Below are 25,603 nucleotides of genomic sequence, written 5' to 3'. Positions count from 1 at the left end.
ACGGCCAAAAATTGTCGAGACGTTTGAAACTAACGTGCGGTAATCACCGACAGCTTGGTAATCCCGGCGCGTTCGATAGACGCCATGGCTCGCGCCACTTCGCCGTAGTTCACTCCATCGTCAGCCTGCAGTTGCACCCGCACATCGGGGTCCTTGGCCTTCGCCGCCTGCAGGTTGAATTCCAGCAGGTCCGGCTGGATTTCGTCCTTGTTGATAAACAGTTTGCCGGCGCCGTCGATGCTCACCACCAGCGGGTCTTTCTGCTCCACCGGGGCCACGGCCTCGGTCTTGGGCAGGTTGATCGGGATCGCGTTGGTCAGCAGCGGCGCGGTGACGATAAACACCACCAGCAGTACCAGCATCACGTCCACCAACGGCGTGACGTTGATCTCGCTCAGCACCTCGTCACTGTCTTGCGTGGAGAAGGCCATCTCAGGACGCCTCCTTCACTTTTTGCGGGTTGCCGGCGCTGGTTTTGGTCAGGGCCGGATGCAGCAGCACGCGGAACGAATTCTTCTGCGCCAGGCTGTAGAAGTCGTGGGCAAAGTCATCCAGGTCGGCAGCCGTAAGCTTCAGGCGACGCAGGAAATAGTTGTAGACCAGCACCGCAGGCACCGCGACGGCGATCCCCACGCCGGTCGCGACCAGCGCCGCACCGATGGGGCCGGCCACGGTTTCCAGGCTGGCGGAACCGGCGGCGCTGATGCCCTTGAGGGCTTCCATGATCCCCCACACCGTACCGAACAGGCCGATAAACGGTGAGGTGCTGCCGATACTGGCGACCACGGCCAGCCCGGTTTCCAGAGAGCGGCGCTCACGCACGATCTGCTGGCGCAGGGCGCGTTCGAGACGATCCTGGTGGTTGATGGCCTGGCTCAGGTCGGCAGCGTGCGGCGCCTCACCTACCTGGATTGCGGCATAACCGGCCTGGGCCACGCGGGCCGCAGCGCCCGGCTGGGTTTCAGCCAGTTCAGCGGCAGAGTCGAGACTCGACGCCGCCCAGAACTGTTTATGGAACTTGCGATCCTGTGCCTTGAGGCGACCGAACTGCACGCCCTTGAGCAGAGCCAGGCCCCAGGTGGCGACCGAAAAGACCACCAGCAGCCAGATCACCGCGCTTTCGATGGATTCAAGTGGAGATGCTAATGCCATGATGTTTTCCCTCTGAACAAGTTGCGGCGTGCGCAGCACACCGCAGCGCAATAGTTAGTGAATCTTGAAATCGATCGGTACGCTGACCCAGCCGTCCTGGGCTACATCGCCCTGCTTGGCCGGCACAAAGCTCCAACGCTTCACGGCGGCCAGTGCGGCGTCGTCGAGTTGCTGGCGACCGCTGCTTTTCTGGATCTGGATCTCGCCCGGCTTGCCGCTGGCCAGCACATGCACCCGCAGCAGCACCGTGCCTTCCCAACCGCGACGCTGAGCCAGTGACGGGTATTCCGGCGCCGGGTTCTTCAGGTACGCGGCGTTGGCCGACGCTGGTGTTACCGGGGCCGGCGCGGGCGGCGCTGGCGGTGCCACCGGAGCCGGGGCGGGTGGCGCCGGTACAGGGGGCGCCGGAGGTTGCTCGACCGGCTTGGCGACGGGCTTAGGCACCGGTTTGGGAACGGGCTTGGGCGGTGGAATCTTTTTTGGCGCCGGCTTGGCGGCCAACTCATCCACTACCGGTGGCGGTGGCTCGACCACAGGCGGCGGCGGTGGTGGCGGCGCAGGCGGTGGCGGTTCCACCACTGGCGGCGCCGGCTGGGAAAATTCGATGGTCATCGGCGGGATTTCCGGCGGCACAATCGGCAGCACCGGGGTGGGCTTCTGGCTCACCCAATAAATCACCGCACCGTGCAGGGCCAGCACCAGCAGGCCGAGCAGGATCCCTTCGCGGCGGCTGGAGAAGCGCTTCGGAGTCTTCTGCGTACGCAACTGCCCCAACGGCGCGCGATGCGGCCGGCCAAGGTCGACCAACTCACCACTCGGTGCCTGGCGCCATTGCGCCTCGTGTGCACTGGCGGCGGTCTGGACATTGCCCATTGATTCACTCCCTACGGTTTTGAAACAAAAAAACCGACAGGCCTGCGTGGAAGGCCGTCGAGGGCTGAATCATCGGGGCCAGACGCTTATCTCTTAAAGTAATCTTTAAAGTTATACATAGACCTAAAACGAATAAACGAAACATTCCGAAACGCGAAAGCCCCGGCCAGCAAGGGCTGGAGCCGGGGCGTTGTTTTTCGATGCTTTTCAGGCATAAAAAATATTCAGGAAAGGCATGGCTCAGCCGGGGCTGTTTGCGCATAAATCGAGCAATTGGCGCTGCAAGCTCTGCCCCGCCGCCCCCAAGCCACTGCGGCCGTAGAGCGCCAGCCGCACGCCCTGCACCGCCGGCAAACCGCTGTCGGCGCCCAATACCACATGCCCCGTTTGCACCACGCGGCGCGGCAACAGGCTGATGCCCAACCCGGCGGCCACCGCCGAGCACACGCTGGCAAGGCTCGCGCTGGAATAGCCGATACGCCAGCGCCAGCCGGCCACTTCCAGGTGCTGGAGCATCTCATTGCGGTACAGGCCGCCCACCGGGAAAGCCACCAACGGCAACGGGTCGCGCCCCAGGCACGGCGTGCTGCGGCTGTCGACCCAGCACAGCGGCTCCGGCCAGGAGGCCAGGCAGTCAGCGCTGTCGCCCATCTGCTTGACCAGCAACACATCGAATTCACCGCCGCGGTACTGGCGCTGCAACTCCGGGCCGAGGCCACTGGTGACTTCCAGGCGCACCCGTGGGAACGCCTGCACAAACGCCGACAACAACGGCATCAGGCGCTCGGCGGCAAAGTCTTCCGGCACGCCCAGGCGCAACACGCCGTCGCTTTGCTGGTTGATCAGTACATCGGCGGCTTCTTCGTGCAACGCGAGGATGCGTCGCGCATAGGCCAGCAAGCGCTCACCCTCGGCGGTGGCAACCACGTGGCGTTGGTCACGGTCGAGCAACTGGCACGCGGTAGCGTCTTCCAGGCGGCGGATCTGCTGGCTCACGGTGGATTGGGTCAGGTGCAGGCGCTCGGCGGCACGGGTGAAATTGCCGCAATCGACCACGGCGACAAAGCTGCGCAATAACACGGGATCGAACATGGCGGTCATCATTCCATTAGCCACTGGTTGGCATGGTTATATTTAATTTCAGAATACCTTTGCCACTGCCCATACTCACGCCTCATTTATCTATCGCAAGGGCGCTGCATGACCCTGAATAAATCCCTCGCCGGCTGGGGCCTGTTGGTTGTGCTCGGGCTCAACCTGCGGCCGATCCTCAGTTCCATCAGCCCATTGCTCGGCGAGATCCGCATGGCCACCGGCCTGAGTTTCCAGAGCAGCGCCCTGCTCACCAGTTTGCCGGTGGTGTGCATGGGCCTGGTGGCGCTGGTGGGCGTGCGCGTGGAGGCGCGCCTGGGTGAGCGGCGCGGCATTGCGTTGGGCCTGATGCTGATCCTGCTGGCGTGCCTGGCGCGTTGGCTGATGGGCCAGGCGTCGGCGCTGCTGGTCACGGCGTTGCTTGGCGGCGCGGGGGTGGCGCTGATCCAGGCGCTGGTGCCGGCGATGATCAAGCGCGAGTTTCATCACCGCGTGCCGGTGGCGATGGGCGTGTACTCAGCCTCGCTGATGGCCGGTGGCGGGCTGGCGGCGCTGCTCAGCCCGGTGGTGGCCACGCATTTCCAGCAATGGCAGGCCGGGCTCGGCGTGTGGTTGCTGCCGGCGCTGGGGGCCTTGCTGCTGTGGGCCTGGCTGCCGTTGGGCGCGGCGAAGAATCCACAGGTGACGCCCGCGTTCCAGGGCCTGCGCAACCGCCGGGCGTGGCTGCTGGCGCTGTATTTTGGCCTGGTGAACTGCGGCTATATGAGCATGGTGGCGTGGCTGCCGGCCTACTATCAGCAACTGGGTTGGGGCGTGCTGCCCAGCGGTTCGTTGCTGGCGTTCATGACTATCTTCCAGGTGATCGCCGCACTGTTGATGCCGGTGCTGGCGCAACGCGGGATCGACCGCCGCCCCCTACTGGGCATCAGCCTGCTGGCGCAGACCGTGGGTTACCTGGGCCTGATCCTCGCCCCGCAGGCATTGCCCCACGTATGGGTGGCCTTGTGCGGCTTCGGCCTGGGCGCGTGTTTTGCCCTGAGCCTGCTGCTGACCCTCGACCACCATCGCGACCCTCGCCAAGCCGGACAACTGGCGGCTTTTGTGCAGGGCGTGGGTTTCTTGATCAATGCAATTTCACCATGGATGACCGGCTGGCTGCGTGAGTTGACCGGCAGTTTTGTGAGCGCCTGGGTGGTGCTGACGGTGACGGTGGTGGCCATGCTGGTGGTGACCCGCGTGTTCAGCCCGGCGACCTACCGCACAGTACCCGCTCTATAGATATGCATTTAAGGTCTAGATAAAACAATCAAGCTACGTTGACGGAATAAGAAGCCCCCTTAAAATCCCGGTTCTCCTACAGGATGCCGGGCACGCCATGGACCTTCGCCAACTGCGCTACTTCATCGCGCTCAACGAACACCGCAGTTTCGTGCGCGCGGCTGACGCCATGGGCATCACCCAGCCGGCATTCAGCCGCAGCATCCAGGGCCTGGAGCAGGAATTCGGCTGCGTGCTGGTGGACCGCGCCAACAAAGACCTGCGCCCCACCCCCGAAGGCCAGGTGGTGCTGCAACACGCCTTGAGCCTGGTGCAGGGTGCGGCGTTGCTCAGCCATGAAGTGACGCGCATGACCAAGCTCGACGCCGGCGAGGTGCGGTTTGGCAGCGATGCGGTGGCCGCCGTCAACCTGGTGCCTCAGGCCATGGCGCGGTTTGTCACGACCTACCCGAAGGTGCGCAGCGCGCTGCAGGTGGATAACTGGGAACGCCTCGGGCGCAGCCTGAGCCGTGAAGAGATCGAATTTTTTATCGCCGACGTGCGCCACTTCGAAGCCGAACCGAACTTCCAGACCCAGGCCCTGACGCCCCGGCGCAGCGTGTTTTTCTGTCGTGATGGGCACCCGCTGTTGGCCAAGGACAGCCTGTCCACCAACGACCTGTTCGACTACCCGTTGGCCACGCCCCTGATCGCACCGGGCATTCGCAAACTGCTGGCCAACCTGAGTGGGCGCATCGACTTCGCGCCCGCCATCGAACTTGAGCAATTCGCCGCACTGGCGACCATCGTGCGCCAGTCCGACGCCATCGGCCTGGGCGCCGAAGAGGCCTTCGTCGACGCCTTCGCCAGCGGCGAGTTGCAGGTGCTGCACTGGCGCAACCTGCCCCCCGCCCTGGACAGCCTGAACAACCGCTGCGGGGTGATCAGCCGCGCTGGGGTGCGCTTGTCGCCTGCGGCGAAGGCACTGATAGAGACCCTGCTGGCGGTGGAAAACCGAGCCGATTGGCCCGCGCAAACGTCCCGAAATCATTGAAGCGCACGCCCATCTCAGCCATCACTTTGTGCGCCACCCTGGCGGTCATCTGGCGGATGTAAAACGGTTCCTTCACCACAAAGTGATGGATGCCGTGGGTGCTGCCGAAGTTGAAGCAGAACGCCTGCAACGGCCACATCCACCAAGGGTTGAGCACTTGGGTTTGCTGGATCACATTGCCCAGTTCAACGTCGCCGTAGTAGTGCATGTTGGAGCTGACAAAGTGCAGGCAAAAGGTGCGCAACACGTTGGGGCCGATGATCACCACGGCGGCGATGTCGATCACCTGCATCATCTGCAAGGTGCCGGCTGACCACTCGATCGGCACGCCCATCAGGCCGGCGATGCCGTTGGCAGCGTGGAAACCGAGGAAGATGTACCAGGCGCCCCAGTGCAGCAGCGCCAGCGGTGCGTACACCAGCAGCGAGCGCTTGAGGATCTTGAGTTTGTGGCCCCAGGTCTTGGCGCGCAGCATGCGGATAAACGCCGACATCACGTTATCGCCGACCATCAACAACCGCGCAAAACCCCAGGGCTCGCCGTTGGTGATGGCGCGCTCCTCCATATCGGTTTCGGTGCCCGACACTTTGTGATGGTTGAGGTGCAGGTGGCGGCGAATCCACGGGTTGATGGTGCTCGGCCGCGCCAGCCACACCAGGCCCATCATCAGGTTGTGGGGCAGGCGCTGCTTGCGAAAGTACATGCTGTGGATCAGGTCGTGTTCCAGCTCGTGGGTCAGCGAGGCGAAGAAGGCATTGAGCAACAGGCACACCCACCAGGCCATGTGCCCGCTGATATACAGCGCCGCTGAGCCAAGCATGCCCAGCAGGGCAACGGCCAGGATGCCCGCGCCCAACGCGTCCTGGTGCAGCAGCCAGGGGTGCTGCTGGCGCAGGCGCACGCCTTCGGCCAGCACCACTTCACGGATATGCGCCGAACGCTGTTGCGCGTTCATCTGCTGGGGACTTGCAGAAGTACCGTCCATGCTTCCATCCTCTGGTTATCGAGGCTTCCATCCTGCACCAGGCCCACGTGCAGCCTGCTAGCCCCACACGCCAACCTGTTGACCGCAAGCGCCAATCGTCATGACCGAACCCACTTCCCTCGCCAGCTGGACCCGCGCCCTGCGCAAGCAACTCGACGCCTTGGGCCTCGACAGCGCCGCGCTGTGCGCCCAGGCCGGGCTGGATCCGCAGCAGATGGACGACCCGAATGCACGCTACCCGCTGTCGGCCACCACCCGCCTGTGGGAATTGGCGGTGCAGGCCAGCGGCGATCCGGCGATCGGCTTGCGAGTGTCGCGGTTTGTCAGCCCCACGACTTTTCATGCGTTGGGGTATGCCTTGGTGGCCAGTGGCAGCCTGCGCGAGGTGTTCGAGCGCATCGTGCGCTACCACCAGGTGGTCAGCGATGCCCTGGCGCTGGAGCTGAGTCGCGAAGGCGAACGTTACCGTTTCCGTCTGTTGCAACCGCCAGGCAGCCCGGCGCCGGCGCTGGAGGCCATCGACGCGTTTGCCGCGATTTATGTGCGCACCTGCCGCAACCGACTGGGCCGCGATTACGCGCCGCTGGCGGTGTACCTACGCCGCCCGCCACCGGCCGACCCCACGCCGTGGCACACGGTGTTTCGCGCGCCAGTGTTTTTTGCCGCCGAGGAAGACCGGATTGAATTTGCCGCCCAGGATTTCGACAGCCACCTGGACGACGCCAACCCCGAGCTGGCCGAACACAACGAAACCGTGCTCAAGCGCACCCTGGCCCAACTGCAACCGCTGACGTGGGAGCGCAAGGTGCGCGGTGTTATCGAGGCGCAATTGCCCGACGGCGAGCCAAGTGCGGAACGGGTCGCCCAGGCCTTGCACTTGAGCCTGCGCAGCTTGCAACGGCACCTGGCGGATGAGGGGTGTCGGTTTGATGCGTTGCTGAATGAGTGCCGGCAGAACCTGGCGTTGCTGCATCTGCGGGATCCGCAGTGTTCGTTGGCGGAGATCAGTCATCTGTTGGGATTTGCTGATACCAGCAGCTTTAACCGCGCATTCAAGCGTTGGACGGGGATGACGCCGGGGCAGTTTCGGGATGGGTTGCGGTAGGTGGATTTGTGGTGATTGTGAGGGCCTCATCGGGGGCAAGCCCCCTCCCACCTTTTGATTTGTGAATACATTCAAATGTGGGAGGGGCGGTGCGACGATTCGACTTGCCCCCGATGGCAATAGCTCAGGCACCAGACATTCCAGATCAATCAGCGGCCCCGATCCCGCCGCAAAACCTTCTTCACCCGCATCACCAGGGCCTTGGCCTCAAACGGCTTGAGCAAATAATCGTCCTCATGCAGCTCCAATCCCCGCAAGCGGTCTTCAATCCCGCCCGGCGTGGTCAAAAACAACAGCGGCGTGGCGCCCTTCAAGCGCACCGCTTGCTGCAACTTCCAGGCATTCAGCCCGGGCAGCATCACATCCAGGATCACCAGGTCGTACTCGGTGCTTTCGACAAAGCGCTGCGCCGCCATGCCATTCGCCGCGACTTCCACGTTGTAGCCGGCCTCGTTCAAGCCCTGGGCCATCCGCCGTGCCTCGTCGGTTTCATGTTCCACTAGCAGCACACGCATAACACACCTCGATTGATCAGACGTGCAGGCTACCACCCTCAGGGGTGCGCCGCCTCGCGCAGGCGCTGTGGGTCGAGGATTTCGATCTCGCCGTAGCCCAGGCGCACGATGCCTTGGGCTTGCAGGTCCTTGAGCAAAGCGTTGGTGGTCTGGCGCGACAGGCTCAGCATCGCCGCCAGGTCTTCCTGGGGCAGTTGCAGCACGCGTTTTGCGGGGTCCATGTCGCCGTAACCCTCAATGATCATCAACAACCGGTGGGCCAGGCGCACCGACGCCGGCATCAGGCTCAACTGTTCCAGGCCGATAAAACTCAGGCGCAGCTTCTGGCTCATCAACAACGCCAGGTCGCGCCAGTACTGTGGGGCTTGATCGAGGACCCGAAGCAGCGCCTGCTGTGGCACCTGCAACAGGGTGCAAGGCCCTACGGCGCAGGCATCATGGGTGCGCGGCAGGCCGTCGAACAGGCAGATTTCGCCGAACCAGAAAGGCGACTCCACCAGGCTCAACACAGCCTCCTTGCCCTGCTCACTCACGGCGCTGACCCGCAGCGCGCCTTCGAGCACCGCATACAGGCCACAAGGTGGGTCGCCACGCTTGAACAGGTATTGCCCCGCCGTCAGCTGCCGCAGCCGCGCATGGGCCAGCAGGCTATGCTGAAAGGGGGCGGGCAAGTGGCTGAACCAGTGCCCGGCGGCCAACCGGGCGCGCCATTGCTCTACATCCATGAGAACTCCGAAGATTGTCGCCCAGCTGACAGTTGGTCGCAGGCTGACAGGGCATGATCAAACATCCTACAGGAGGAACAACAATGAAAAGCCTCGTCGACCACCTCAGTCAATACGCCGCCTACCACCGCGACCCGCGCAATATCGCCAGCCATTTTATCGGCATCCCCTTGATTGTGGTGGCGGTGGCCGTGCTGCTATCACGCCCTGAATGGGCGGTGGGCGGCCTCTGGATCTCACCTGCGGTGATTGTCGCGCTGTTGTCGGCGTGGTTTTACCTGCGCCTGGAACTGGCGCTGGGCGTGCTGATGAGCGTGCTGATGGGCCTATCGGTGTGGGCCGGGCACGTGCTGGCGGCGCAGAGCACGTTGGTGTGGCTCAGCAGCGGTGTCGGGATGTTTGTGGTGGGCTGGGTGATTCAGTTTGTCGGGCACTACTACGAGGGCAAGAAGCCGGCGTTTGTGGATGACGTGTCCGGGCTGATTGTGGGGCCGTTGTTTGTGGTGGCGGAATTGGCGTTTTTGCTGGGGTTGCGGCAGGGGCTCAAGCAGCAGATTGAGCAGCGCTCAGGGCCAGTAGCCCGCCGCGATCTAACGCCAAGTGAAATCTAAATGTGGGAGGGGGCTTGCCCCCTCCCACATTGACCCCATTTCAACATTTGGTTTTGCGGTGTGCTTAGGCTTTTTGCCAGACCTTGGGTTTGAAGAACAGGGTCTCGCCACGGGCCAATCCGGTGAGGCTGTCATGGTCTTTTACCACTTCAGCTTCGATCAGCTCGCTCTGGCCTTCCACTTTCAGGGTCACCCGCGTAGTAGCCCCCAGCGGCCGGATATCACGCACCTCAGCCGCATGGTGATCTTCCAGTTCATGCCGCGACAACGACACTTCGTGCGGGCGGAACAGCACGTGTTGGTCTTCACCCAGGTGCAGGCGGTTGGAGTCGCCGAGGAAGTGGTAAACAAAATCGCTGGCCGGGTTTTCGTAGACTTCGCCCGGTGAGCCGATCTGCTCGATCACCCCCTTGTTCATCACCACGATACGGTCGGCGACTTCCATGGCCTCTTCCTGGTCGTGGGTCACGAACACCGAGGTCAGGTTGATATCTTCGTGCAGGCGGGCCAACCAGCGGCGCAGCTCTTTACGTACCTTGGCGTCGAGGGCGCCGAAGGGTTCGTCCAGCAGCAGCACCTTGGGCTCGACCGCCAGGGCGCGGGCCAGGGCGATACGCTGGCGCTGGCCACCGGAGAGTTGCTCCGGGTAGCGATCCGACAACCAATCCAGCTGCACCATGTTCAGCAGTTCGTGCACTTTGCTGGCGATCTGGCTTTCGTTCGGGCGCTGGTTTTTCGGCTTCATGCGCAGGCCGAAGGCGACGTTATCGAACACGGTCATATGGCGGAACAGCGCGTAGTGCTGGAACACGAAGCCGACGTTGCGATCGCGCACATCGTGGCCGGACACGTCTTCACCGTGGAACACGATGCTGCCGTCATCCGGGGTTTCCAGGCCGGCAATAATGCGCAGCAAGGTGGTTTTACCGCAGCCGGACGGGCCCAGCAACGCCACCAGTTCGCCACTCTGGATATCCAGATTGATGCTGTTCAGGGCCTTGAAGGCGTTGAAATTCTTGCTGACATTACGGACTTCGATCGACATGACTTATTCCTCACCGGCGCTTTTGCGCAGGCGGTTGATACGGTTCTCGCTCCACTGCTTGAGCAGCAGGATAAAGAGCGCCAGGATCAGCAACAGGCTCGCGACGGCAAACGCGGCGACATGGTTGTATTCGTTGTAGAGGATCTCGACGTGCAGCGGCAAGGTGTTGGTCACGCCGCGAATGTGGCCGGACACCACCGACACCGCGCCGAACTCACCCATGGCCCGCGCGGTACACAGCACCACGCCATAGATCAGGCCCCATTTGATGTTCGGCACAGTTACGTGCCAGAACATCTGCCAGCCATTGGCGCCCAGCAGGCGCGCGGCCTCTTCTTCCTGGGTGCCCTGCTCTTGCATCAGCGGGATCAGTTCACGGGCCACGAACGGCACGGTGACGAAGATGGTGGCGAGCACGATGCCCGGCAAGGCGAACACGATCTGGATGTCATGGTCTTGCAGCCACGGCCCGAAGAAGCCCTGGGCACCGAACATCAACACGTAGACCAGGCCCGCGATCACCGGCGAGACCGAGAACGGCAGGTCGATCAGCGTCACCAGGATGCTTTTGCCACGGAACGAGTACTTGCTCACGCACCAGGCGGCGCTGACGCCGAACACCACGTTGAGCGGCACCGAAATCACCACGGCGATTACCGTGAGTTTCAATGCCGACAGCGCGTCGGGTTCGAGGATCGCGGTGAAAAACGCGCCAAGGCCGTTTTTCAAGCCCTGGGATACCACGATAAACAGCGGCAGCAGCAGGAACAGGAAGAACACCAGCCAGCCGAGGCTGATCAGGATACGTCGCGACACTGCGCTGCCACGGCGGGCAGCATTGGCCGAGGACGCGGCGGAAATAGACGATTGGGACATGTTCCGCGCCTCCTTATGGACGTTCGATGCGCCGCTGCAACAAGTTGATCAGCAGCAGCAAGACAAAGGAAACCACCAGCATCAGCACACCAATGGAAGTGGCGCCGCGGTAGTCGTACTGGTCGAGCTTGACCATGATCAGCAGCGGCAGGATCTCGGTTTTCATCGGCATGTTGCCGGCGATGAAAATCACCGAACCGTACTCACCCACGCCACGGGCAAACGCCAGGGCGAAACCGGTCAGCCAGGCAGGCAGCAACGCAGGCACGAGGATGTAGCGGAACACCTGCAGCGGCTTGGCGCCCAGGCAGGCGGCGGCTTCTTCGATTTCCCGGGGGATATCGGCCAGCACCGGCTGCACCGTACGCACCACGAACGGCAGCGTGACGAAGGTCAGCGCCAGGGTGATACCCAGCGGACTGTAGGCGATCTTGAAGCCCAGGTCAGCGGCGAACTGGCCGACCAACCCCGTCGGCGTGTACAGCGCGGTCAGCGCAATACCGGCCACGGCGGTGGGCAGGGCGAATGGCAGGTCGATCATCGCATCGATGATCTTGCGGCCGGGGAAGGTGTAGCGCACCAGTACCCAGGCCAGCAGCGTGCCGATCACGCCGTTGATCAGCGCGGCGTATAACGCGGTGCTGAAGCTCAGTTTCAACGCCGCCAGCACGCGCGGTGCGGAGATGATGTTCCAGAACTGATCCCAGGTAAGTTGAGCGGCGTGTACAAACATCGCCGCGAGGGGGATGAGTACGATCAGGCTGAGGTACACCACGGTGTAGCCCAGCGTCAGCCCGAAGCCGGGTATGACGGGGGAAATACGACGCGACATAAGAGTCCTTGGTTAAAAGGTAGAAACCACTGTAGGAGCACACCACATAGGCAAAGGAGACCTACTGTGGCGAGGGAGCTTGCTCCCGTTGGAGGGCGAAGCGCTCCCAAATCGGATCCCGCGTTGCATCAGCTGCATCTCGGTCGCCGGGTTTGGGGCTGCTTCGCAACCCAACGGGAGCAAGCTCCCTCACCACAGTAGGCGCCTTTCCACAGAAAGCGGGCTCCTACAGGTACTTTGGCTTACTGCGCCGTGTAGATCTGGTCGAACACGCCACCGTCGTTAAAGAATTTCGGTTGGGCAGTTTTCCAGCCGCCGAAGTCTTTGTCGATAGTCACCAGGTCCAGTTTCGGGAACTGCTGGGCGTATTTGGCGGCCACTTTTGCATCGCGTGGGCGGTAGAAGTTTTTTGCCGCAATCTCCTGGCCAGCCGGGCTGTACAGGTGTTTCAGGTATTCGGTAGCGATTTCGGTGTTGCCCTTTTTCTCGGCGTTCTTGTCGACCACGGCCACTGGCGGCTCCGCGAGGATCGACAGGGACGGTACGACGATGTCGAACTTGTCGGCGCCGCCGTCTTCTTTCAGGGCCAGGAACGCTTCGTTTTCCCAGGCCAGCAACACGTCGCCCTGACCGTTGTTGACGAAGGTGATGGTCGAACCACGTGCGCCGGTATCGAGGATCGGCACGTGCTTGAACAGCTCTTTCACGTATTCCTGGGCCTTGGCTTCGCTGCCACCGGATTTGAGGCCGTAGGCCCAGGCGGCGAGGAAGTTCCAGCGGGCGCCGCCGGAGGTTTTCGGGTTCGGCGTGATCACCGACACGTCTTTCTTGATCAGGTCGCCCCAGTCCTTGATGCCTTTAGGGTTGCCCTTGCGCACCAGGAACACGATGGTCGAGGTGTACGGGGTGCTGGCGTCCGGCAGGCGGGTCTGCCAGTTTTCCGGCAGGGTCTTGCCCAGCTTGGCGATTTCGTCGATGTCACCGGCCAGGGCCAGGGTTACAACGTCGGCGCGCAGGCCGTCGATCACGGCCCGGCCTTGCTTGCCCGAACCGCCGTGGGATTGCTGGATCTTGACGTTGTCGCCCGGGTGGGACTGTTTCCAGAAGTTGGTGAACTCTGCGTTGTAGTCCTGGTACAGCTCACGGGTAGGGTCGTACGAGACGTTGAGTAACTCGTAGTCCTTGGCAACGGCGGAACCGGCAAACACGGCACTGGCCAGGGCGGCCAGGGCATAACGGCGAATCGACGACATAGAAGGCTCCTGAAATTCTGGGGTGTTGGCTTTTTCTTATAGTTGCGGGTCTAGCATGCGAATCGCCGTTTCTGCTTAAGCCGGTTTGTTACCCGGGTTCTGCAAACGGAATTTTTCTTTGCGTTCGATCTGTACCACTTGCGCGTTATGCACAGTGATTTCCACCGCGCCAAACCGCAGATCGCGCAGGGCGCTCTGGATCTCACGCAAAATGGCTGCTTCGTCCTGGCCGTCGACGCTACGTAGAGATGCGCTCATGGTCTCGCTCCTGAAATGAATAGTGCCTCGCAGTGGCGGCACTGCTTGCGGCGTGAGGGCGATAGTAGATAAGCGCGGATATTCTTAAAAATACTATTTAAGAATGTTTATATAACCAGAAAGAATTTTCTGATGGGACGTGGGGTTGCGAGCAGATTTTGGCAGCTTGTGCTGAAATTAAGCCTTGAGAGATTCAAATGTGGGAGGGGGCTTGCCCCCGATGGCGGTGTATCAGTATCAGATCTGCTGGCTGACACACTGCAATCGGGGGCAAGCCCCCTCCCACATTTGACTGTATTTCAAGTTCTGATAGAGGGCGTGCGGTCCCAATCCAATTCATTTGCCGGCATCGGCCGCCCAAACCAATACCCCTGCCCAAAATCGCACTGCTGGTCGAGCAGAAACCGCGCTTGCTCCACCTGCTCGATCCCTTCGGCGTGCACCTGCATGCCCATGCTTTTCGCCAACGCGATCACCACGCGCACAATCGCCGCGTCGTCTTCATCCCATGGCAAGCCGGCGACAAAGCCCTGGTCGATCTTGAGTTTCTGCACCGGCAGGCGCTTGAGGCGCAGCAACGAGGAATAGCCGGTGCCAAAATCGTCGATGGCCAGGCGTAAACCCAGTTCGCGCAGGCGGTGCAGTTGCTCCAGGGCCACTTCCGGGTCATCCATCACCGCGCTTTCAGTCACTTCCAGCTCAAGGACGGCCGGATCCAGGCCGGTGTCGTGCAGCACCTGGGCGACTTGCTCGTACAGTTCCCGTCGGGCAAACAGGCGGCTGGACACATTAATGGCGATAAAACCCAGCGGCGCGCCGTCGGCCAGCCATTGGCACATCTGCCGGCAGGCCTGGTCCATCACCCAGCCATCGATATCGGCAATCAACCCGGTGCGTTCGGCGATGGGGATAAATTCGCCCGGCGGCACCAAGCCGCGCTCCGGGTGCTGCCAACGCACCAGCGCTTCGACGCCAACCAGGCGGCTGGTGTGCAGGTCGTGCACGGGTTGGTAGTAGACGCGCAGCTCCTGCTGGTCGAGGGCGCGGCGCAGCTCGCCGGCGATTTCCACGCGGTTTTGCGCATGGGCGGTGAGTTCTTCGGTGTACAGCGCGTAGCCTTCGCGGCCCGCGCTCTTGGCCTTGAACAGCGCGGAATCGGCGTTGCGCAGCAGCTGTTCGGCGCTCAAGGCGTCATTGGGGAACAGGCTGATGCCAATGCTGGCGCTGATAAACAGTTGGTGCCCATCGAAAATGAACGGCTGCTTCATCGCCTCCAACATACGCTGCGCCAAGGCCGCCGCCTGCACCACCTGTGGACAACTTTCCGCGAGCACCGCGAACTCATCCCCACCCAGCCGCGCCAGGGTCACGCCGGGGCCGAACAGCCCCTTGAGCCGCTCGCCCACACACTTGAGCAACTGGTCGCCGACGTTATGACCGAGGCTGTCGTTGATGATCTTGAAGTGGTCCAGGTCCAGCAACAACAGGGCGCAACCGCGCTTGTGCAGTTGCGCAGAGGCCAGCGCCTGCTCGGCGCGGTCGGTAAACAGCAGACGGTTGGGCAGGTCGGTGAGGGGGTCGTGATGGGCCAGGTGAGCCAGCTCGTGCTCGGAGTGCTTGATGGCGCTGATGTCGGAAAACACCGCGACGTAGTGGCTGACCTGGCCCTGGTCATCGTGGATCACGCGGATGGTTTGCCACTGTGGGTAAATTTCGCCGCTTTTGCGCCGGTTCCAGATTTCACCGCTCCATTCCCCGGTGCGCTCGAGGCTCTGGAACATCTGTTGATAAAATTTCGACGAATGGCGACCGGACTTGAACAGGCTCGGCTGCTGGCCCAAGACGTCTTCGCGCTGATAGCCGGTGATCGCCATGAAGGCCCGGTTCACATGCACGATCAGCCCCTGTGCATCGGTGACCAGCACGCCTTCGCGGGTGCTATCGAACACCGCCGCAGCCTGGCGCAGGCGTTCGCGGTTTTCCTTGAGCGGTTGCTGCAGCTGATGGGCCCGGGCAAAACGCGCGCAGATCAGATAAATGGCCAGTGCGCTGAAGGCCACCCACACGTACCCGCGCACCTGCAGCCAGCGCCCCAACTCCCGCGGGTCATCGAGAAAGTTGATCAATAAATCGTTGCTGAGCCCTAGCCACAGAATCGAAACCAGCAGGTATACCAGCCCCGCACGCAGGGCACCTCGGTATGAAAACAGCATATGCTCAGTAATCCTTAACCAAAAAACACGATCGCCCTACAAAGGCTGGGGATTATAGAATAAGAAACATCCCGTCACTCCTATCTGAAAGGGCGGCTGGTTTTCTCTGTAGGCTTAGTGATAATGCATGAGCTGTTCTTTTCTTTATCTGAGGGCCATACAGCCTATGTGGTACAACGGTTTTCTTGACCTGTCAGCCTGGCAGCTGGTGGCGGTCACCCTGTTGATGACCCACGTGACCATTGTTGGGGTCACGGTTTATCTGCATCGCTATTCAGCCCATCGCTCCCTGGAGCTGAATGCCGGCCTGAAACACTTCTTCCGCTTCTGGCTGTGGCTGACCACGGCGCAGAACACCCGCGAGTGGACCGCCATCCACCGCAAGCACCATGCTAAATGCGAAACCGTCGATGACCCGCACAGCCCGGTGATCAAGGGCCTGTCCACGGTGTTACGCAAAGGCGCCGAGCTGTACCGCGCCGAAGCAGAGAACCCTGAGACCCTGCGCATCTACGGCAAGAACTGCCCGGACGACTGGATCGAACGCAAGCTCTACACCCCCTACCCGCTGCTGGGCGTGGCGATCATGGGCGTGATCGACCTGCTGCTGTTCGGCACCATCGGCATCACCATCTGGGCGATCCAGATGATGTGGATCCCGTTCTGGGCCGCCGGCGTGATCAACGGCCTGGGGCATGCCGTGGGCTACCGCAACTTCGAATGCCGCGACGCCGCCACCAACCTGGTGCCGTGGGGCATCATCGTGGGCGGCGAAGAGCTGCACAACAACCACCACACCTACCCCAACTCGGCCAAGTTATCGGTGAAGAAGTGGGAATTCGACCTGGGCTGGGCGTGGATAAAACTGTTCAGCTTCCTGCGCCTGGCCAAGGTGCAGCGCGTCGCGCCGATTGCCCACCGCGTCGAGGGCAAAGGCCACCTGGACATGGACACCGCCATGGCGATCCTCAACAACCGCTTCCAGATCATGGCCCAGTACCGCAAGTTGGTGATCGGCCCGCTGGTCAAGCAGGAACTGGAAAAGGTCGATCACTCGGTGCGCCACCAGTTCCACCGTGCCAAGCGCTTGCTGTCGCGTGAAACCAGCCTGCTGGACGACCGCCACCACCTGCGCATCCAGGGCATGCTGGAACACAGCCAGGCCCTTAAAGTGATCTACGAAAAGCGCCTGGCGCTGCAGCAGATCTGGCTCAAGACCAGCACCAATGGCCACGATATGCTGGCGGCCATCAAGGAATGGGTGCATGAGGCCGAGGCCAGCGGCATCCAGTCCCTGCGGGATTTTGCCCACCAATTGAAGACTTATTCCCTGCGTCCTGCAGCGGTCTGACCATGCTGTGGGAGGGCCTTCCCTCCCACTCATCGGCTTTTTGACGTCATTTACCGGGCACCGCCAATCGGTACCGTTGACGGAACTTCACTGCAATTCGCCTCTCTCAATGAACACTTCGCCATCATGGTGGCCCCTTGTAGTGACCGCTGTTCCATCCTGCGGCCCGCCCAGAGAGAGTTGTGCCGATGGTTCACGAAAATCCCTACTTGCCCGATCCGCCTGTCGCTGAAAATCCGCGTCCGGCTGCGGCTGCCACCCTGCTGGCGCTGGTGCATGCCCAAGGAGAAGTCGAGCGGTTGAGCGAGCGTGAGCAGCTGTTGAGTTCGTTGCTGGTCAGCGTCAACGCGGTGCTCTGGGCCATCGATTGGGAGACGCGCCGTGTGCTCTATGTGAGCCCGGCCTACGAGCGGATATTCGGCCGTTCCGCTGGCCTGCTGCTGGCCGACCATCGGGAATGGCGCAACAGCATTCACCCCGAAGACCTCGACTACGCCGAACACAGCCTGGCCCGCGTGCTGGAGCAGGGCGCCGTGGAAGACCGCGAGTACCGCATCATCACCGCCGATGGGCAGATCCGCTGGCTGAGCGACAAATGCTACATCAACCAGAAGGTCGAACCCGGCGAGCCGCTGATCGTGGTCGGCATGGCCGAGGACATCACCGAAAAAAAGCAGCTGGAGCTGGAGCTGCATCGTCTCGCCACCACCGACGTGCTGACCCAGAGCAGCAACCGCCGGCACTTCTTCGAATGCGCCAACCAGGCGTTCGACACCGCGTGCGCCCAAGGCGCGCCGCTGGCCTTCCTGCTGCTGGACATCGATGACTTCAAGGACGTCAACGACACCTACGGCCACCTGGAGGGCGACCAGGTGCTACGGCGTATCGCCGAGAGCGGTCGAGGCGTATTACGCCGTGGCGACCTGTTCGGGCGCATTGGTGGCGAAGAGTTTGCCGCCGTACTGCCGGGGTGCGCACCCGAGATGGCACTGCAAGTGGCCGAGCGCCTGGGCAAGGAGATTCAGGAACTGAGTTTCAGCTTTGAAGGCCACGCGTTCAACGTGACCATCAGCCAAGGCCTAGCCAGCCTCAGCGAAGCCGACTCGACCCTCGACAGCCTGTTTGCACGGGCTGATGCAGCCATGTATGAGGCCAAGCGCCTGGGCAAGAATCGAGTGATCGCGGGCTGAAGGATATACACCGGACAAATGTGGGAGGGGGCTTGCCCCCGATAGCGGTGTATCAGTCACTTATTAGTTGACTGACACTCCCTCATCGGGGGCAAGCCCCCTCCCACATTTGAACTCATTGAATACTAGGCCTTGCGCACCCGCATCAGCTCGGCCAACCCCACCTTCAGCAACCGCGCGGTCTTGCCCGCCGCCAACTCTTCCAGCCCTTCGTGCTCGGTCAACCGCGCCATTTGCGCCGCCAGGTTCACCACCAGCGCATCCCGGGCATACACCCCGCCCTCCAGGGAATAAATCGCCGCGATCAACTGGCGCAGCTCCAAAGGCAAACGCCAGCGCGCGCGCAGCGCCGAACCGTAGGCGGCGCCAAAGGTGTAGAGCGACTCACCAATCGCCTCGTCATCCAACTCGCCGCCACCCTGGCGCCAGTCTTCCAGGCAACGCAACAATGCCAAGTCGCCCAACCGATGCAGGATGCCGGCGCTGTAGCAGCGCTCATGGTCCAGGTCCAGCATGCGCGCCAAGCGGCGGGCGTAGTCGGCGGTGTCCTGGGACAACTGCCAGTGGCGCTCGGCATATGCCACCAGCGCAGGGTCACCCAGCACCACGTTGTGCTTGAGGGCCAGACCCAGGATCAGGTTCATGCTTTGCCCGGCAGCCAGCTTGTGCAGCGCCGCAGGCAACGTCTGCACTGGCGCGCCATGGTGACCGGCGCTGTTGGCGGCGGCGATCAGTACGGCGGTGATTTGCGGGTCCATGCGCACGCGGTCTTCCAGGCGCTTGAGGTCCAGGCCGTCGGGCCCGAGGCCGTATTGCACGGCGGCTTTCACGTCGACCCGCAACGGCGCGCCGTCGGACGCTTCGCGGCGGCGCTCCAGGAACACCGGCAAGGTCGTGCCGGGCGCCAGCGGCGGAATCTCGCAGTACACGTTTTCGCCCTCGTTCAGCAGCAAGTCTTGCAGGCGCTGGGTCAGGCTTTCCATGTTCAGGGGTTTGGTCAGGTACGCCGTGGGCGCCAGGGGCAAGGCTTCGCGCACGCTGGCGCTGTCATTGCGACTGCTCAGCAGGATAAACGGCAGCAACGGCGAGCGACGCGTCTGACGCACGTTGCGCAGTAAGCTCAGGCCATCGATGCCCGGCAACTCCCAATCCGCCAGGATCAAGTCGTAGGCCTTCTCGCGCAGCAGTGTGGCGGCCTGCTGGCCATCGGCACACACATCCAGCCGCGCATCACAGCGCACATTCAACAGCACTTGCTTGAGCAGATCCCGCGACCAAGGGTCCGCCTCGGCAATCAACACTCGGGGTACAGCCGGCAAATCAACAGCAGTCATCCAGCACGCTCCATCGGCAATGCTTGCACCTTAGACAATGGTTGCGCCTACGTACAATGAACAACGCCTGAATGTGCGGCACTGGGCATAAAAAAACCCGCCGAAGCGGGTTTTTTCTATCGATCAGATCAGCATCCGATTACAACTCGGAGAAGCACTCTTCAATGATCGCCAAGCCTTTGTCCAACTGCTCATCCGGCGAGGTCAGCGGCACCAGCACGCGCAACACGTTGCCGTAGGTGCCGCAGGACAGCAGGATCAGGCCCTTGTCACGCGCCTTGGCCACCACGGCAGCCACGGCTGCGGCGTTCGGCTTGTGGCTGTCGCCACCCTCGAACAGCTCGACCGCGATCATCGCGCCCAGTGCACGCACTTCACCGATGACCGGGTACTTGGCCTGGATAGCCTTGAGGCCGCTGACCAGACGCTCGCCAACCGCCTTGCAGCGGTCCAGCAGGTGCTCTTCTTCAAACACTTCCATCACCGCCAGCGCAGCGGCGCAGGCGATCGGGCTACCGGCGTAGGTGCCGCCCAGGCCGCCTGGAGCGATGGCGTCCATGTATTCAGCCTTGCCGCACACACCGGCCAGCGGGAAGCCGCCGGCGATGGATTTGGCGAAGGTGGTCAGGTCGGCGGCAACGCCCATCTGTTCCATGGCGAAGAAGGTACCGGTACGGCCGGCACCGGTTTGCACTTCGTCGGCGATCAGCAGGATGCCGTGCTTGTCGCACAGTTCGCGCAGGCGCTTCATGAAGGATTTAGGCGCGACGTAGAAACCGCCTTCGCCCTGTACCGGCTCGATGATGATGGCAGCGATATCACGCGGCTCGGCATCGTTCTTGAAGATACGTTCGATGCTGGCGATGGAATCGTCGTCGCTCACGCCGTGCAGTTCGTTCGGGAACAGCGCGCGGAACACGCCGCCAGGCATCAGGCCCATGCCGGCCGAGTAAGGCACGACTTTGCCGGTGAGGCCCAGAGTCATCATGGTGCGGCCGTGGTAAGCGCCGGTGAAGGCGATCACGCCGGCACGGCCAGTGGCAGCGCGGGCGATTTTCACGGCGTTTTCGACGGCTTCGGAACCGGTGGTGACCAGCAGGGTTTTCTTGGCGAAATCACCTGGGACCTTGGCGTTGATTTTTTCGCACAGCTCAACGTAAGGCTCGTAGGCCAGAACCTGGAAGCAGGTGTGGGTCAGCTTGTTCAGCTGTGCGGTCACGGCAGCGATGATTTTCGGGTGCACGTGGCCGGTGTTCAGCACGGCGATACCGCCGGCGAAGTCGATGAACTCGCGACCTTCAACGTCGGTCACGGTGGCGTTCTTCGCGGATTCAGCGAAGATCGGGTGAATCTGGCCAACACCGCGCGGTACAGCGGCTTCGCGGCGTTTCATCAGGGATGCGTTGGTCTTGCTCATAAAGTCCTCATTCGCCACTCATCGGGTGGCGTGGTCCAAGGAATACGTGGCGGGGAGGCAACTACGGCAGCATGCGATGATCGACTGCCACAGCTTTCCCGGCCACTACGAATAACGTCTTGAAACACGCAAAGGGTCAGCGCTCTCGTGCCCTCTGCGTTTGCTGCAATCTCTCGCCGGGCTTAGATGCCCAGGCAGAGGTATTTGATTTCCAGGTAATCCTCGATCCCGTACTTGGAGCCTTCACGGCCCAGGCCCGAAGCCTTGATGCCGCCGAACGGCGCCACTTCGTTGGAGATCAACCCGGTGTTGACGCCGACCATGCCGTATTCCAGGGCTTCGGCCACACGGAACACACGGCCCAGGTCGCGGGCATAGAAGTAGGACGCCAGGCCGAACTCGGTGTCGTTGGACATCGCGATCACTTCAGCTTCGTCTTTGAAGCGGAACAGTGGCGCCAACGGGCCGAAGGTTTCTTCCTTCGCCACAGCGGCGTTTTTCGGCACATCAACCAGAATGGTCGGCTCGAAGAAGTTGCCTTCCATTACCTTGCCACCGGCCAACAGCTTGGCGCCTTTGCTCAGGGCATCAGCGATGTGCTCCTGAACCTTGGCCACGGCTTTTTCGTCGATCAGCGGGCCGGTGGTGGTGCCGTCTTCCAGACCGTTGCCGATCTTGAGCTTGGCCACGGCCACCTTGAGTTTCTCGGCGAACGCGTCGTACACCGAATCCTGGATGTACAGGCGGTTGGCGCAGACGCAGGTCTGGCCGTTGTTGCGGTACTTGGAGATGATCGCGCCTTCGACGGCCTTATCCAGGTCGGCGTCGTCGAACACGATGAACGGCGCGTTGCCGCCCAGCTCCAGCGAGACTTTCTTGATGTCCTTGGCGCATTCGGCCATCAGCTGGCGACCGATTTCGGTGGAGCCCGTGAAGGACAATTTACGCACGATCGGGTTGCTGGTCAGCTCGCCGCCGATGTCGCCGGCGCTGCCGGTGACCACGCTCAACACGCCTTTCGGGATACCGGCACGGTGCGCCAGCTCAACCAGGGCCAGGGCCGAGAACGGGGTTTGCGAGGCAGGCTTGATCACCATGGTGCAACCGGCGGCGAGGGCCGGGCCGGCTTTACGGGTGATCATGGCAGCGGGGAAGTTCCACGGGGTGATCGCGGCTGTCACGCCGATTGGCTGCTTGATCACGATCAGGCGCTTGTCGGGCTGGTGGCCGGGGATCACATCACCGTAGATACGCTTGGCTTCTTCGGCGAACCACTCGATAAAGGAGGCGGCATAGACGATTTCGCCCTTGGCTTCGGCCAGCGGCTTGCCTTGCTCGAGAGTCATCAGGCGACCGAGGTCTTCCTGGTTTTCGATCAGCAGCTCGAACCAACGGCGCAGCTTATTGGCGCGCTCCTTGGCAGTGAGCGCACGCCAGGCCGGCAGGGCCTTGTCGGCAGCTTCGATGGCGCGGCGGGTTTCCGCGGCGCCCATCTTTGGCACGGTGCCGAGAATCTCGCCCGTGGCAGGGTTGTTGACCTTGATGGTCTGGCCGTTGTCCGCATCGACCCAAGCGCCATCAATGAAGGCTTGCTGGCGGAACAACTGGGAATCTTTGAGCTGCATGTCGGCTTTCCTTAACAGCACCGCGCGCACGCGGAGCGAATTAGAGTTGTTGAAAGGCGCCTTGTGGGCTGCCGTCAGGGAAATCAGCCCCAGCGCGCGCCATTAGTGAACAAGCACGCGGGAGACAGAGCGTTTGAAATCTCAAACGAATCCTAGGATCAATGGGGGTACAGGGCAATAGTCTGTTCGAAAAAAAGAACGAAAACGGCGCATTTGCCTGATTTTTCGGATCAGCGTGTTTCGGCAGGGTTCCAACGTATCGCTCACCGGCGCCCGGCGCAGGGCCTCTGTGGGGCAGATTCCTACTGATAAAGGGCCAAAGACCAGCATGGACGCCCAAGGTCGACATGGGTATGATGTCGCCCGCACAAGCATCCGTAGCTCAGCTGGATAGAGTACTGCCCTCCGAAGGCAGGGGTCGTGGGTTCGAATCCCGCCGGGTGCACCACATACTAGTTTCTGGCTGTCTCAGACAGTCTACGAAACACCCCAAGAAGCCCGCCCTGTGCGGGCTTTCTTGTTCCTGACTGTTCACCTCTGTCTACCCCTATATCTTCCCACCGTGTATCCCACTGTGTATCCTTAGATAAAAATAGAACTCGGGGGATACAATCCCATGAAGCGCTCTGAAATCAAGCGTCGTCCATTGTCAGACACGGTTTTAGCGGGGCTGGAGCCTGACACCAAGGAATACCGGGAGCAGGACGGCAACGGTCTGTATTTCCGCGTGAAACCCGACGGTCAAAAGTCCTGGCAGCTACGCTATAAAACTCCAGCCGGCAAATGGAGCTGGCTAGGCTTGGGGGGCTATCCCGAGGTAAGCGGTTCACTAGCACGTCAGAAGGCTTCTTCGCTTCGCAGTGACGCAGCCGACGGCAAAAACCCCATCGCGACGAGACAGGCTCGCCGGGCTGCTGAGCTAGCAGCTAGTAACAATACGTTCGAGTCACTTGCACGCGAGTGGTACACCTCTCGACTCACCTCCTGGGATCCCGGCACCGCTAAACGGATTTTGGGAGCGTTAGAGCTCCACGTATTCCCCATCTTCGGCAATCGCCCATACACAGGCATTCTGTCGATGGAGTGGATGGTGCTGCTACGCGGAATGGAACAAAAAGGCATTCTTGAGCAGTTGAGTCGGGTCAGAGCCTACTGCAAGGAGATTTATGACCTGGCTCGTGTAACAGGTCGCGCAATAAACAACCCCCTTGAAGGGGTGCACAAATTTTTATCTACAGGCAAGGTCGAGAATTTCGCCCACGTCAGCATTGAAGAGTTGCCCGCGCTCCTTCGCGCCATTCGCTCATACCCTCATGCCAAAGATGTACAGTTGGGTCTACGCCTCCTAGCCCTAATAGCCGTACGCCCCAGTGAGTTGCGAGAAGCCAGATGGAAGGAGTTCGACTTAGATAAAAAACTTTGGACGATCCCAGTGGAACGCAAAGGCCGTAAGAAAGGCCTCGAGCACTTAGTACCACTCAGCCGTCAGACCGTTGAAGCCCTTAAGGAGCTGCACATACTGACCGGCGCTTACCCGCTACTTTTTCCTGGCAGAAGCGACCGCACCAAACCTCGAAGCGATACGGTATTTCTAATGGCTCTACGCCGACTCGGCTATCAAGGTCGACAGACAGGCCACGGATTCCGGCATATCGCTAGCACCGTTCTGAATGAACATGGGTTTGATGCTGACCATATTGAAGCCCAGCTAAGTCATAAAACGCCAGGTGTGCGCGGGGTCTACAACAAGGCCCAGTACCTAATTCAGCGAACAAAAATGATGCAGTGGTATGCCGATTACCTTGATCGATTGGAGAAAGGTAACGTGATCGAAGGGAATTTTGGCAGGGTCGAATAATGATGCGTTTCCGTACCCCCTCAAAAAACGGTGTTCCAGGTGTTCCAGAAATGCTGAAAGCCACGTATTTCGTGGCCTTCAGCGGTGGAACACCTTTTTATTTTAGCTGGAACACCTGGTGTTCCACACAAAAAAGGTGTTCCCGGAAAAAACCCGAAAATATTGGCCTCTTAACAAGCTACGTACTTAGAAAACAGCACAGCAGCGGAAGAACGACGCAGCGCCATCTATCTCCTGTCGGCAGTTGTTCAGAAGGGAACACGGAGCACTGTTTGTGGCGCAGGTTTGATTTTCAGACCATGGGCGCGGGGAATTCTAAATGAGGGATGCTCGATTTCTTGCGCTGTTTCGCATTGAAGGTCTGGTTCGCGCTATCGAGGCCTACTGGGGGTTTCTTTTCAATGATGACACTCGCTGGGGCGCTGACCGGTTAAAGCAAGAAGTCATGTTCGGACAAGATGGCGGTGCTCCCGGAATCTCAGTGATTAATGGCCTCTTGTCCGTTTTAGCGGGGCAAAACAAAGCCCGTTCGCCACTTGAATCACTCCGGATCACTTCAGCACATTCCGCCATCCTACTGGCTGAAAAGTCCTTGACTGAACCTCTGAGCAAGGCTGAGCTTAATGAACTGGGCTGGCTATTGACTAAGCTGGTCGCGCTAGACACAAAGCCAATCAAGGCGGCGCTCCTATCCCTGCAAGTCAAAGGTGGCGTTAAGTCGGGAGAATCCAGAAGAGCCGGAAACTCTGAGCGCGATGCCGCAATATGCCGTGCGGGTGAGCGCCTGAAGTCTGAGGGGCGCGGCGTTCGTGAACTATCAGGAATTATTGCTGATACAGAAACTGGTGCTGGACTGAGCAAGAAGCAAATCCGGGCTCTTCTAAGAGCCGGCAACGTGATTCCGGCTCCGCGTAAAAAAAGCGGCAGTGAACAAGCGCACTTCCCATTGAGTAAATAGATTCGCTCCTGTCGATCACGGATA

25 protein-coding genes and 1 tRNA gene are annotated in these 25,603 nt (G+C 61.2%); 10 read left to right on the top strand and 16 right to left on the bottom strand.

Translation table 11 applies throughout. The annotated features are described in order from the left end of the window. Positions 1-29: 29 nt before the first annotated feature. From CXQ82_RS01160 to CXQ82_RS01145, 4 genes are all read right to left on the bottom strand, one after another. The gene (locus tag CXQ82_RS01160) at positions 30-431 is read right to left on the bottom strand and encodes a biopolymer transporter ExbD (RefSeq protein WP_010565408.1); all 402 of its coding nucleotides are present in this window, start codon (positions 429-431) and stop codon (positions 30-32) included. Position 432: 1 nt separating this feature from the next. After that, on the bottom strand, positions 433-1,152 hold the full coding sequence (locus CXQ82_RS01155) for a MotA/TolQ/ExbB proton channel family protein (RefSeq protein ID WP_371917334.1): 720 nt from the start codon (positions 1,150-1,152) through the stop codon (positions 433-435). 54 nt (positions 1,153-1,206) lie between these two features. After that, the gene (locus CXQ82_RS01150) at positions 1,207-2,025 is read right to left on the bottom strand and encodes an energy transducer TonB (protein WP_101265382.1); all 819 of its coding nucleotides are present in this window, start codon (positions 2,023-2,025) and stop codon (positions 1,207-1,209) included. A gap of 240 nt (positions 2,026-2,265) precedes the next feature. Next, positions 2,266-3,117 (bottom strand): LysR family transcriptional regulator, encoded by an 852-nt coding sequence (locus tag CXQ82_RS01145; RefSeq protein WP_101273704.1) that lies wholly within the window; start codon positions 3,115-3,117, stop codon positions 2,266-2,268. A 108-nt stretch (positions 3,118-3,225) separates the two neighbouring features. Between CXQ82_RS01145 and CXQ82_RS01140 the strand changes: the two genes are divergently transcribed. Beyond that, positions 3,226-4,395 carry a CynX/NimT family MFS transporter gene (locus tag CXQ82_RS01140; protein WP_101265380.1) on the top strand — a complete coding sequence of 390 codons (1,170 nt, stop codon included), beginning with the start codon at positions 3,226-3,228 and terminating at the stop codon, positions 4,393-4,395. A gap of 97 nt (positions 4,396-4,492) precedes the next feature. After that, positions 4,493-5,428, top strand: coding sequence for a LysR family transcriptional regulator (locus CXQ82_RS01135; RefSeq protein ID WP_101265378.1), 936 nt, complete (start codon positions 4,493-4,495; stop codon positions 5,426-5,428). On the opposite strand, the gene CXQ82_RS01130 is transcribed toward CXQ82_RS01135, so the two are convergent. Next, entirely contained in the window at positions 5,319-6,413 is a 1,095-nt protein-coding gene (locus tag CXQ82_RS01130; RefSeq protein WP_101265376.1) for a fatty acid desaturase, read from the bottom strand. The two genes, CXQ82_RS01135 and CXQ82_RS01130, sit on opposite strands and share 110 nt — an antisense overlap. Positions 6,414-6,513: 100 nt before the next feature. Here CXQ82_RS01130 and CXQ82_RS01125 point away from each other — a divergent pair, with 100 nt between their 5' ends. Further along, on the top strand, positions 6,514-7,518 hold the full coding sequence (locus CXQ82_RS01125) for an AraC family transcriptional regulator (RefSeq protein ID WP_101265374.1): 1,005 nt from the start codon (positions 6,514-6,516) through the stop codon (positions 7,516-7,518). A gap of 149 nt (positions 7,519-7,667) precedes the next feature. On the opposite strand, the gene CXQ82_RS01120 is transcribed toward CXQ82_RS01125, so the two are convergent. Next, on the bottom strand, positions 7,668-8,033 hold the full coding sequence (locus tag CXQ82_RS01120) for a response regulator (RefSeq protein WP_101265372.1): 366 nt from the start codon (positions 8,031-8,033) through the stop codon (positions 7,668-7,670). Between the two features lie 38 nt (positions 8,034-8,071). Then, entirely contained in the window at positions 8,072-8,758 is a 687-nt protein-coding gene (locus CXQ82_RS01115) for a Crp/Fnr family transcriptional regulator (RefSeq protein ID WP_101265370.1), read from the bottom strand. 83 nt (positions 8,759-8,841) lie between these two features. Between CXQ82_RS01115 and CXQ82_RS01110 the strand changes: the two genes are divergently transcribed. Further along, entirely contained in the window at positions 8,842-9,369 is a 528-nt protein-coding gene (locus CXQ82_RS01110; protein ID WP_101265368.1) for a DUF962 domain-containing protein, read from the top strand. Positions 9,370-9,433: 64 nt separating this feature from the next. On the opposite strand, the gene CXQ82_RS01105 is transcribed toward CXQ82_RS01110, so the two are convergent. The 6 genes from CXQ82_RS01105 to dibA form a co-directional block, all read right to left on the bottom strand. After that, positions 9,434-10,414: a sulfate/molybdate ABC transporter ATP-binding protein gene (locus CXQ82_RS01105; protein ID WP_101265366.1), complete on the bottom strand. Its 981-nt coding sequence runs from the start codon at positions 10,412-10,414 to the stop codon at positions 9,434-9,436. 3 nt (positions 10,415-10,417) lie between these two features. Further along, complete coding sequence (gene cysW, locus CXQ82_RS01100) at positions 10,418-11,290, bottom strand: sulfate ABC transporter permease subunit CysW (protein ID WP_003218139.1); 873 nt, start codon at positions 11,288-11,290, stop codon at positions 10,418-10,420. A gap of 13 nt (positions 11,291-11,303) precedes the next feature. After that, complete coding sequence (cysT, locus tag CXQ82_RS01095; protein WP_027607868.1) at positions 11,304-12,122, bottom strand: sulfate ABC transporter permease subunit CysT; 819 nt, start codon at positions 12,120-12,122, stop codon at positions 11,304-11,306. Positions 12,123-12,364: 242 nt separating this feature from the next. After that, positions 12,365-13,375 (bottom strand): sulfate ABC transporter substrate-binding protein, encoded by a 1,011-nt coding sequence (locus CXQ82_RS01085; protein WP_053137687.1) that lies wholly within the window; start codon positions 13,373-13,375, stop codon positions 12,365-12,367. A 75-nt stretch (positions 13,376-13,450) separates the two neighbouring features. Continuing rightward, on the bottom strand, positions 13,451-13,633 hold the full coding sequence (gene oscA, locus CXQ82_RS01080) for a sulfur starvation response protein OscA (RefSeq protein ID WP_010565387.1): 183 nt from the start codon (positions 13,631-13,633) through the stop codon (positions 13,451-13,453). Between the two features lie 299 nt (positions 13,634-13,932). Next, the gene (gene dibA / locus CXQ82_RS01075; RefSeq protein ID WP_101265364.1) at positions 13,933-15,846 is read right to left on the bottom strand and encodes a phosphodiesterase DibA; all 1,914 of its coding nucleotides are present in this window, start codon (positions 15,844-15,846) and stop codon (positions 13,933-13,935) included. 166 nt (positions 15,847-16,012) lie between these two features. On the opposite strand from dibA, the gene desA reads away from it, so the two are divergent. Further along, a complete protein-coding gene (gene desA, locus CXQ82_RS01070) occupies positions 16,013-17,197 on the top strand; it encodes a delta-9 fatty acid desaturase DesA (protein WP_101265362.1) in 1,185 nt (394 codons plus the stop codon). A gap of 188 nt (positions 17,198-17,385) precedes the next feature. Next, positions 17,386-18,387: a sensor domain-containing diguanylate cyclase gene (locus tag CXQ82_RS01065; RefSeq protein ID WP_101265360.1), complete on the top strand. Its 1,002-nt coding sequence runs from the start codon at positions 17,386-17,388 to the stop codon at positions 18,385-18,387. Positions 18,388-18,512: 125 nt separating this feature from the next. On the opposite strand, the gene CXQ82_RS01060 is transcribed toward CXQ82_RS01065, so the two are convergent. From CXQ82_RS01060 to gabD, 3 genes are all read right to left on the bottom strand, one after another. Beyond that, positions 18,513-19,721 carry an HDOD domain-containing protein gene (locus tag CXQ82_RS01060; RefSeq protein ID WP_101265358.1) on the bottom strand — a complete coding sequence of 403 codons (1,209 nt, stop codon included), beginning with the start codon at positions 19,719-19,721 and terminating at the stop codon, positions 18,513-18,515. Positions 19,722-19,860: 139 nt separating this feature from the next. Continuing rightward, the gene (gene gabT, locus CXQ82_RS01055; RefSeq protein ID WP_101265355.1) at positions 19,861-21,138 is read right to left on the bottom strand and encodes a 4-aminobutyrate--2-oxoglutarate transaminase; all 1,278 of its coding nucleotides are present in this window, start codon (positions 21,136-21,138) and stop codon (positions 19,861-19,863) included. 182 nt (positions 21,139-21,320) lie between these two features. Beyond that, entirely contained in the window at positions 21,321-22,763 is a 1,443-nt protein-coding gene (gene gabD, locus CXQ82_RS01050) for an NADP-dependent succinate-semialdehyde dehydrogenase (protein WP_101265353.1), read from the bottom strand. A gap of 371 nt (positions 22,764-23,134) precedes the next feature. Between gabD and CXQ82_RS01045 the strand changes: the two genes are divergently transcribed. The 4 genes from CXQ82_RS01045 to CXQ82_RS01035 all read left to right on the top strand — a co-directional run bounded on the left by CXQ82_RS01045 (position 23,135) and on the right by CXQ82_RS01035 (position 25,579). Then, positions 23,135-23,211, top strand: a tRNA-Arg gene (locus tag CXQ82_RS01045). A 168-nt stretch (positions 23,212-23,379) separates the two neighbouring features. Continuing rightward, entirely contained in the window at positions 23,380-24,621 is a 1,242-nt protein-coding gene (locus CXQ82_RS01040) for a tyrosine-type recombinase/integrase (protein WP_065941051.1), read from the top strand. Then, positions 24,621-24,944, top strand: a complete 324-nt coding sequence (locus CXQ82_RS31210; protein WP_157832139.1) for a hypothetical protein — start codon at positions 24,621-24,623, stop codon at positions 24,942-24,944. Before CXQ82_RS01040 ends, CXQ82_RS31210 begins: the two co-directional genes overlap by 1 nt. Continuing rightward, positions 24,941-25,579 carry a hypothetical protein gene (locus CXQ82_RS01035; RefSeq protein ID WP_101265351.1) on the top strand — a complete coding sequence of 213 codons (639 nt, stop codon included), beginning with the start codon at positions 24,941-24,943 and terminating at the stop codon, positions 25,577-25,579. Before CXQ82_RS31210 ends, CXQ82_RS01035 begins: the two co-directional genes overlap by 4 nt. Positions 25,580-25,603 lie beyond the last annotated feature (24 nt).

Origin of the sequence: Pseudomonas sp. S09G 359, assembly GCF_002843605.1 — a bacterium.
GTDB lineage: Bacteria > Pseudomonadota > Gammaproteobacteria > Pseudomonadales > Pseudomonadaceae > Aquipseudomonas.
The sequence above is the reverse complement of the archived record's forward strand: the minus strand, read 5'-3'. Positions and strand labels throughout refer to the sequence as shown.

What these genes read in the sequence shown, in the direction of transcription:
- CXQ82_RS01110 (WP_101265368.1), top strand. Translation starts at nt 8,842, where the DNA reads ATGAAAAGCCTCGTCGACCACCTCAGTCAATACGCCGCCTACCACCGC.
- CXQ82_RS01140 (WP_101265380.1), top strand. Translation starts at nt 3,226, where the DNA reads ATGACCCTGAATAAATCCCTCGCCGGCTGGGGCCTGTTGGTTGTGCTC.
- CXQ82_RS01035 (WP_101265351.1), top strand. Translation starts at nt 24,941, where the DNA reads ATGAGGGATGCTCGATTTCTTGCGCTGTTTCGCATTGAAGGTCTGGTT.
- CXQ82_RS01115 (WP_101265370.1), bottom strand. Translation starts at nt 8,758, where the DNA reads ATGGATGTAGAGCAATGGCGCGCCCGGTTGGCCGCCGGGCACTGGTTC.
- gabT (WP_101265355.1), bottom strand. Translation starts at nt 21,138, where the DNA reads ATGAGCAAGACCAACGCATCCCTGATGAAACGCCGCGAAGCCGCTGTA.
- CXQ82_RS01130 (WP_101265376.1), bottom strand. Translation starts at nt 6,413, where the DNA reads ATGGACGGTACTTCTGCAAGTCCCCAGCAGATGAACGCGCAACAGCGT.
- cysW (WP_003218139.1), bottom strand. Translation starts at nt 11,290, where the DNA reads ATGTCCCAATCGTCTATTTCCGCCGCGTCCTCGGCCAATGCTGCCCGC.
- CXQ82_RS01040 (WP_065941051.1), top strand. Translation starts at nt 23,380, where the DNA reads ATGAAGCGCTCTGAAATCAAGCGTCGTCCATTGTCAGACACGGTTTTA.
- CXQ82_RS01125 (WP_101265374.1), top strand. Translation starts at nt 6,514, where the DNA reads ATGACCGAACCCACTTCCCTCGCCAGCTGGACCCGCGCCCTGCGCAAG.
- CXQ82_RS01145 (WP_101273704.1), bottom strand. Translation starts at nt 3,117, where the DNA reads ATGTTCGATCCCGTGTTATTGCGCAGCTTTGTCGCCGTGGTCGATTGC.
- CXQ82_RS01105 (WP_101265366.1), bottom strand. Translation starts at nt 10,414, where the DNA reads ATGTCGATCGAAGTCCGTAATGTCAGCAAGAATTTCAACGCCTTCAAG.
- cysT (WP_027607868.1), bottom strand. Translation starts at nt 12,122, where the DNA reads ATGTCGCGTCGTATTTCCCCCGTCATACCCGGCTTCGGGCTGACGCTG.
- CXQ82_RS01150 (WP_101265382.1), bottom strand. Translation starts at nt 2,025, where the DNA reads ATGGGCAATGTCCAGACCGCCGCCAGTGCACACGAGGCGCAATGGCGC.
- CXQ82_RS01120 (WP_101265372.1), bottom strand. Translation starts at nt 8,033, where the DNA reads ATGCGTGTGCTGCTAGTGGAACATGAAACCGACGAGGCACGGCGGATG.
- CXQ82_RS01060 (WP_101265358.1), bottom strand. Translation starts at nt 19,721, where the DNA reads ATGACTGCTGTTGATTTGCCGGCTGTACCCCGAGTGTTGATTGCCGAG.
- oscA (WP_010565387.1), bottom strand. Translation starts at nt 13,633, where the DNA reads ATGAGCGCATCTCTACGTAGCGTCGACGGCCAGGACGAAGCAGCCATT.
- gabD (WP_101265353.1), bottom strand. Translation starts at nt 22,763, where the DNA reads ATGCAGCTCAAAGATTCCCAGTTGTTCCGCCAGCAAGCCTTCATTGAT.
- CXQ82_RS01065 (WP_101265360.1), top strand. Translation starts at nt 17,386, where the DNA reads ATGGTTCACGAAAATCCCTACTTGCCCGATCCGCCTGTCGCTGAAAAT.
- CXQ82_RS01155 (WP_371917334.1), bottom strand. Translation starts at nt 1,152, where the DNA reads ATGGCATTAGCATCTCCACTTGAATCCATCGAAAGCGCGGTGATCTGG.
- CXQ82_RS01085 (WP_053137687.1), bottom strand. Translation starts at nt 13,375, where the DNA reads ATGTCGTCGATTCGCCGTTATGCCCTGGCCGCCCTGGCCAGTGCCGTG.
- desA (WP_101265362.1), top strand. Translation starts at nt 16,013, where the DNA reads ATGTGGTACAACGGTTTTCTTGACCTGTCAGCCTGGCAGCTGGTGGCG.
- CXQ82_RS31210 (WP_157832139.1), top strand. Translation starts at nt 24,621, where the DNA reads ATGATGCGTTTCCGTACCCCCTCAAAAAACGGTGTTCCAGGTGTTCCA.
- dibA (WP_101265364.1), bottom strand. Translation starts at nt 15,846, where the DNA reads ATGCTGTTTTCATACCGAGGTGCCCTGCGTGCGGGGCTGGTATACCTG.
- CXQ82_RS01135 (WP_101265378.1), top strand. Translation starts at nt 4,493, where the DNA reads ATGGACCTTCGCCAACTGCGCTACTTCATCGCGCTCAACGAACACCGC.
- CXQ82_RS01160 (WP_010565408.1), bottom strand. Translation starts at nt 431, where the DNA reads ATGGCCTTCTCCACGCAAGACAGTGACGAGGTGCTGAGCGAGATCAAC.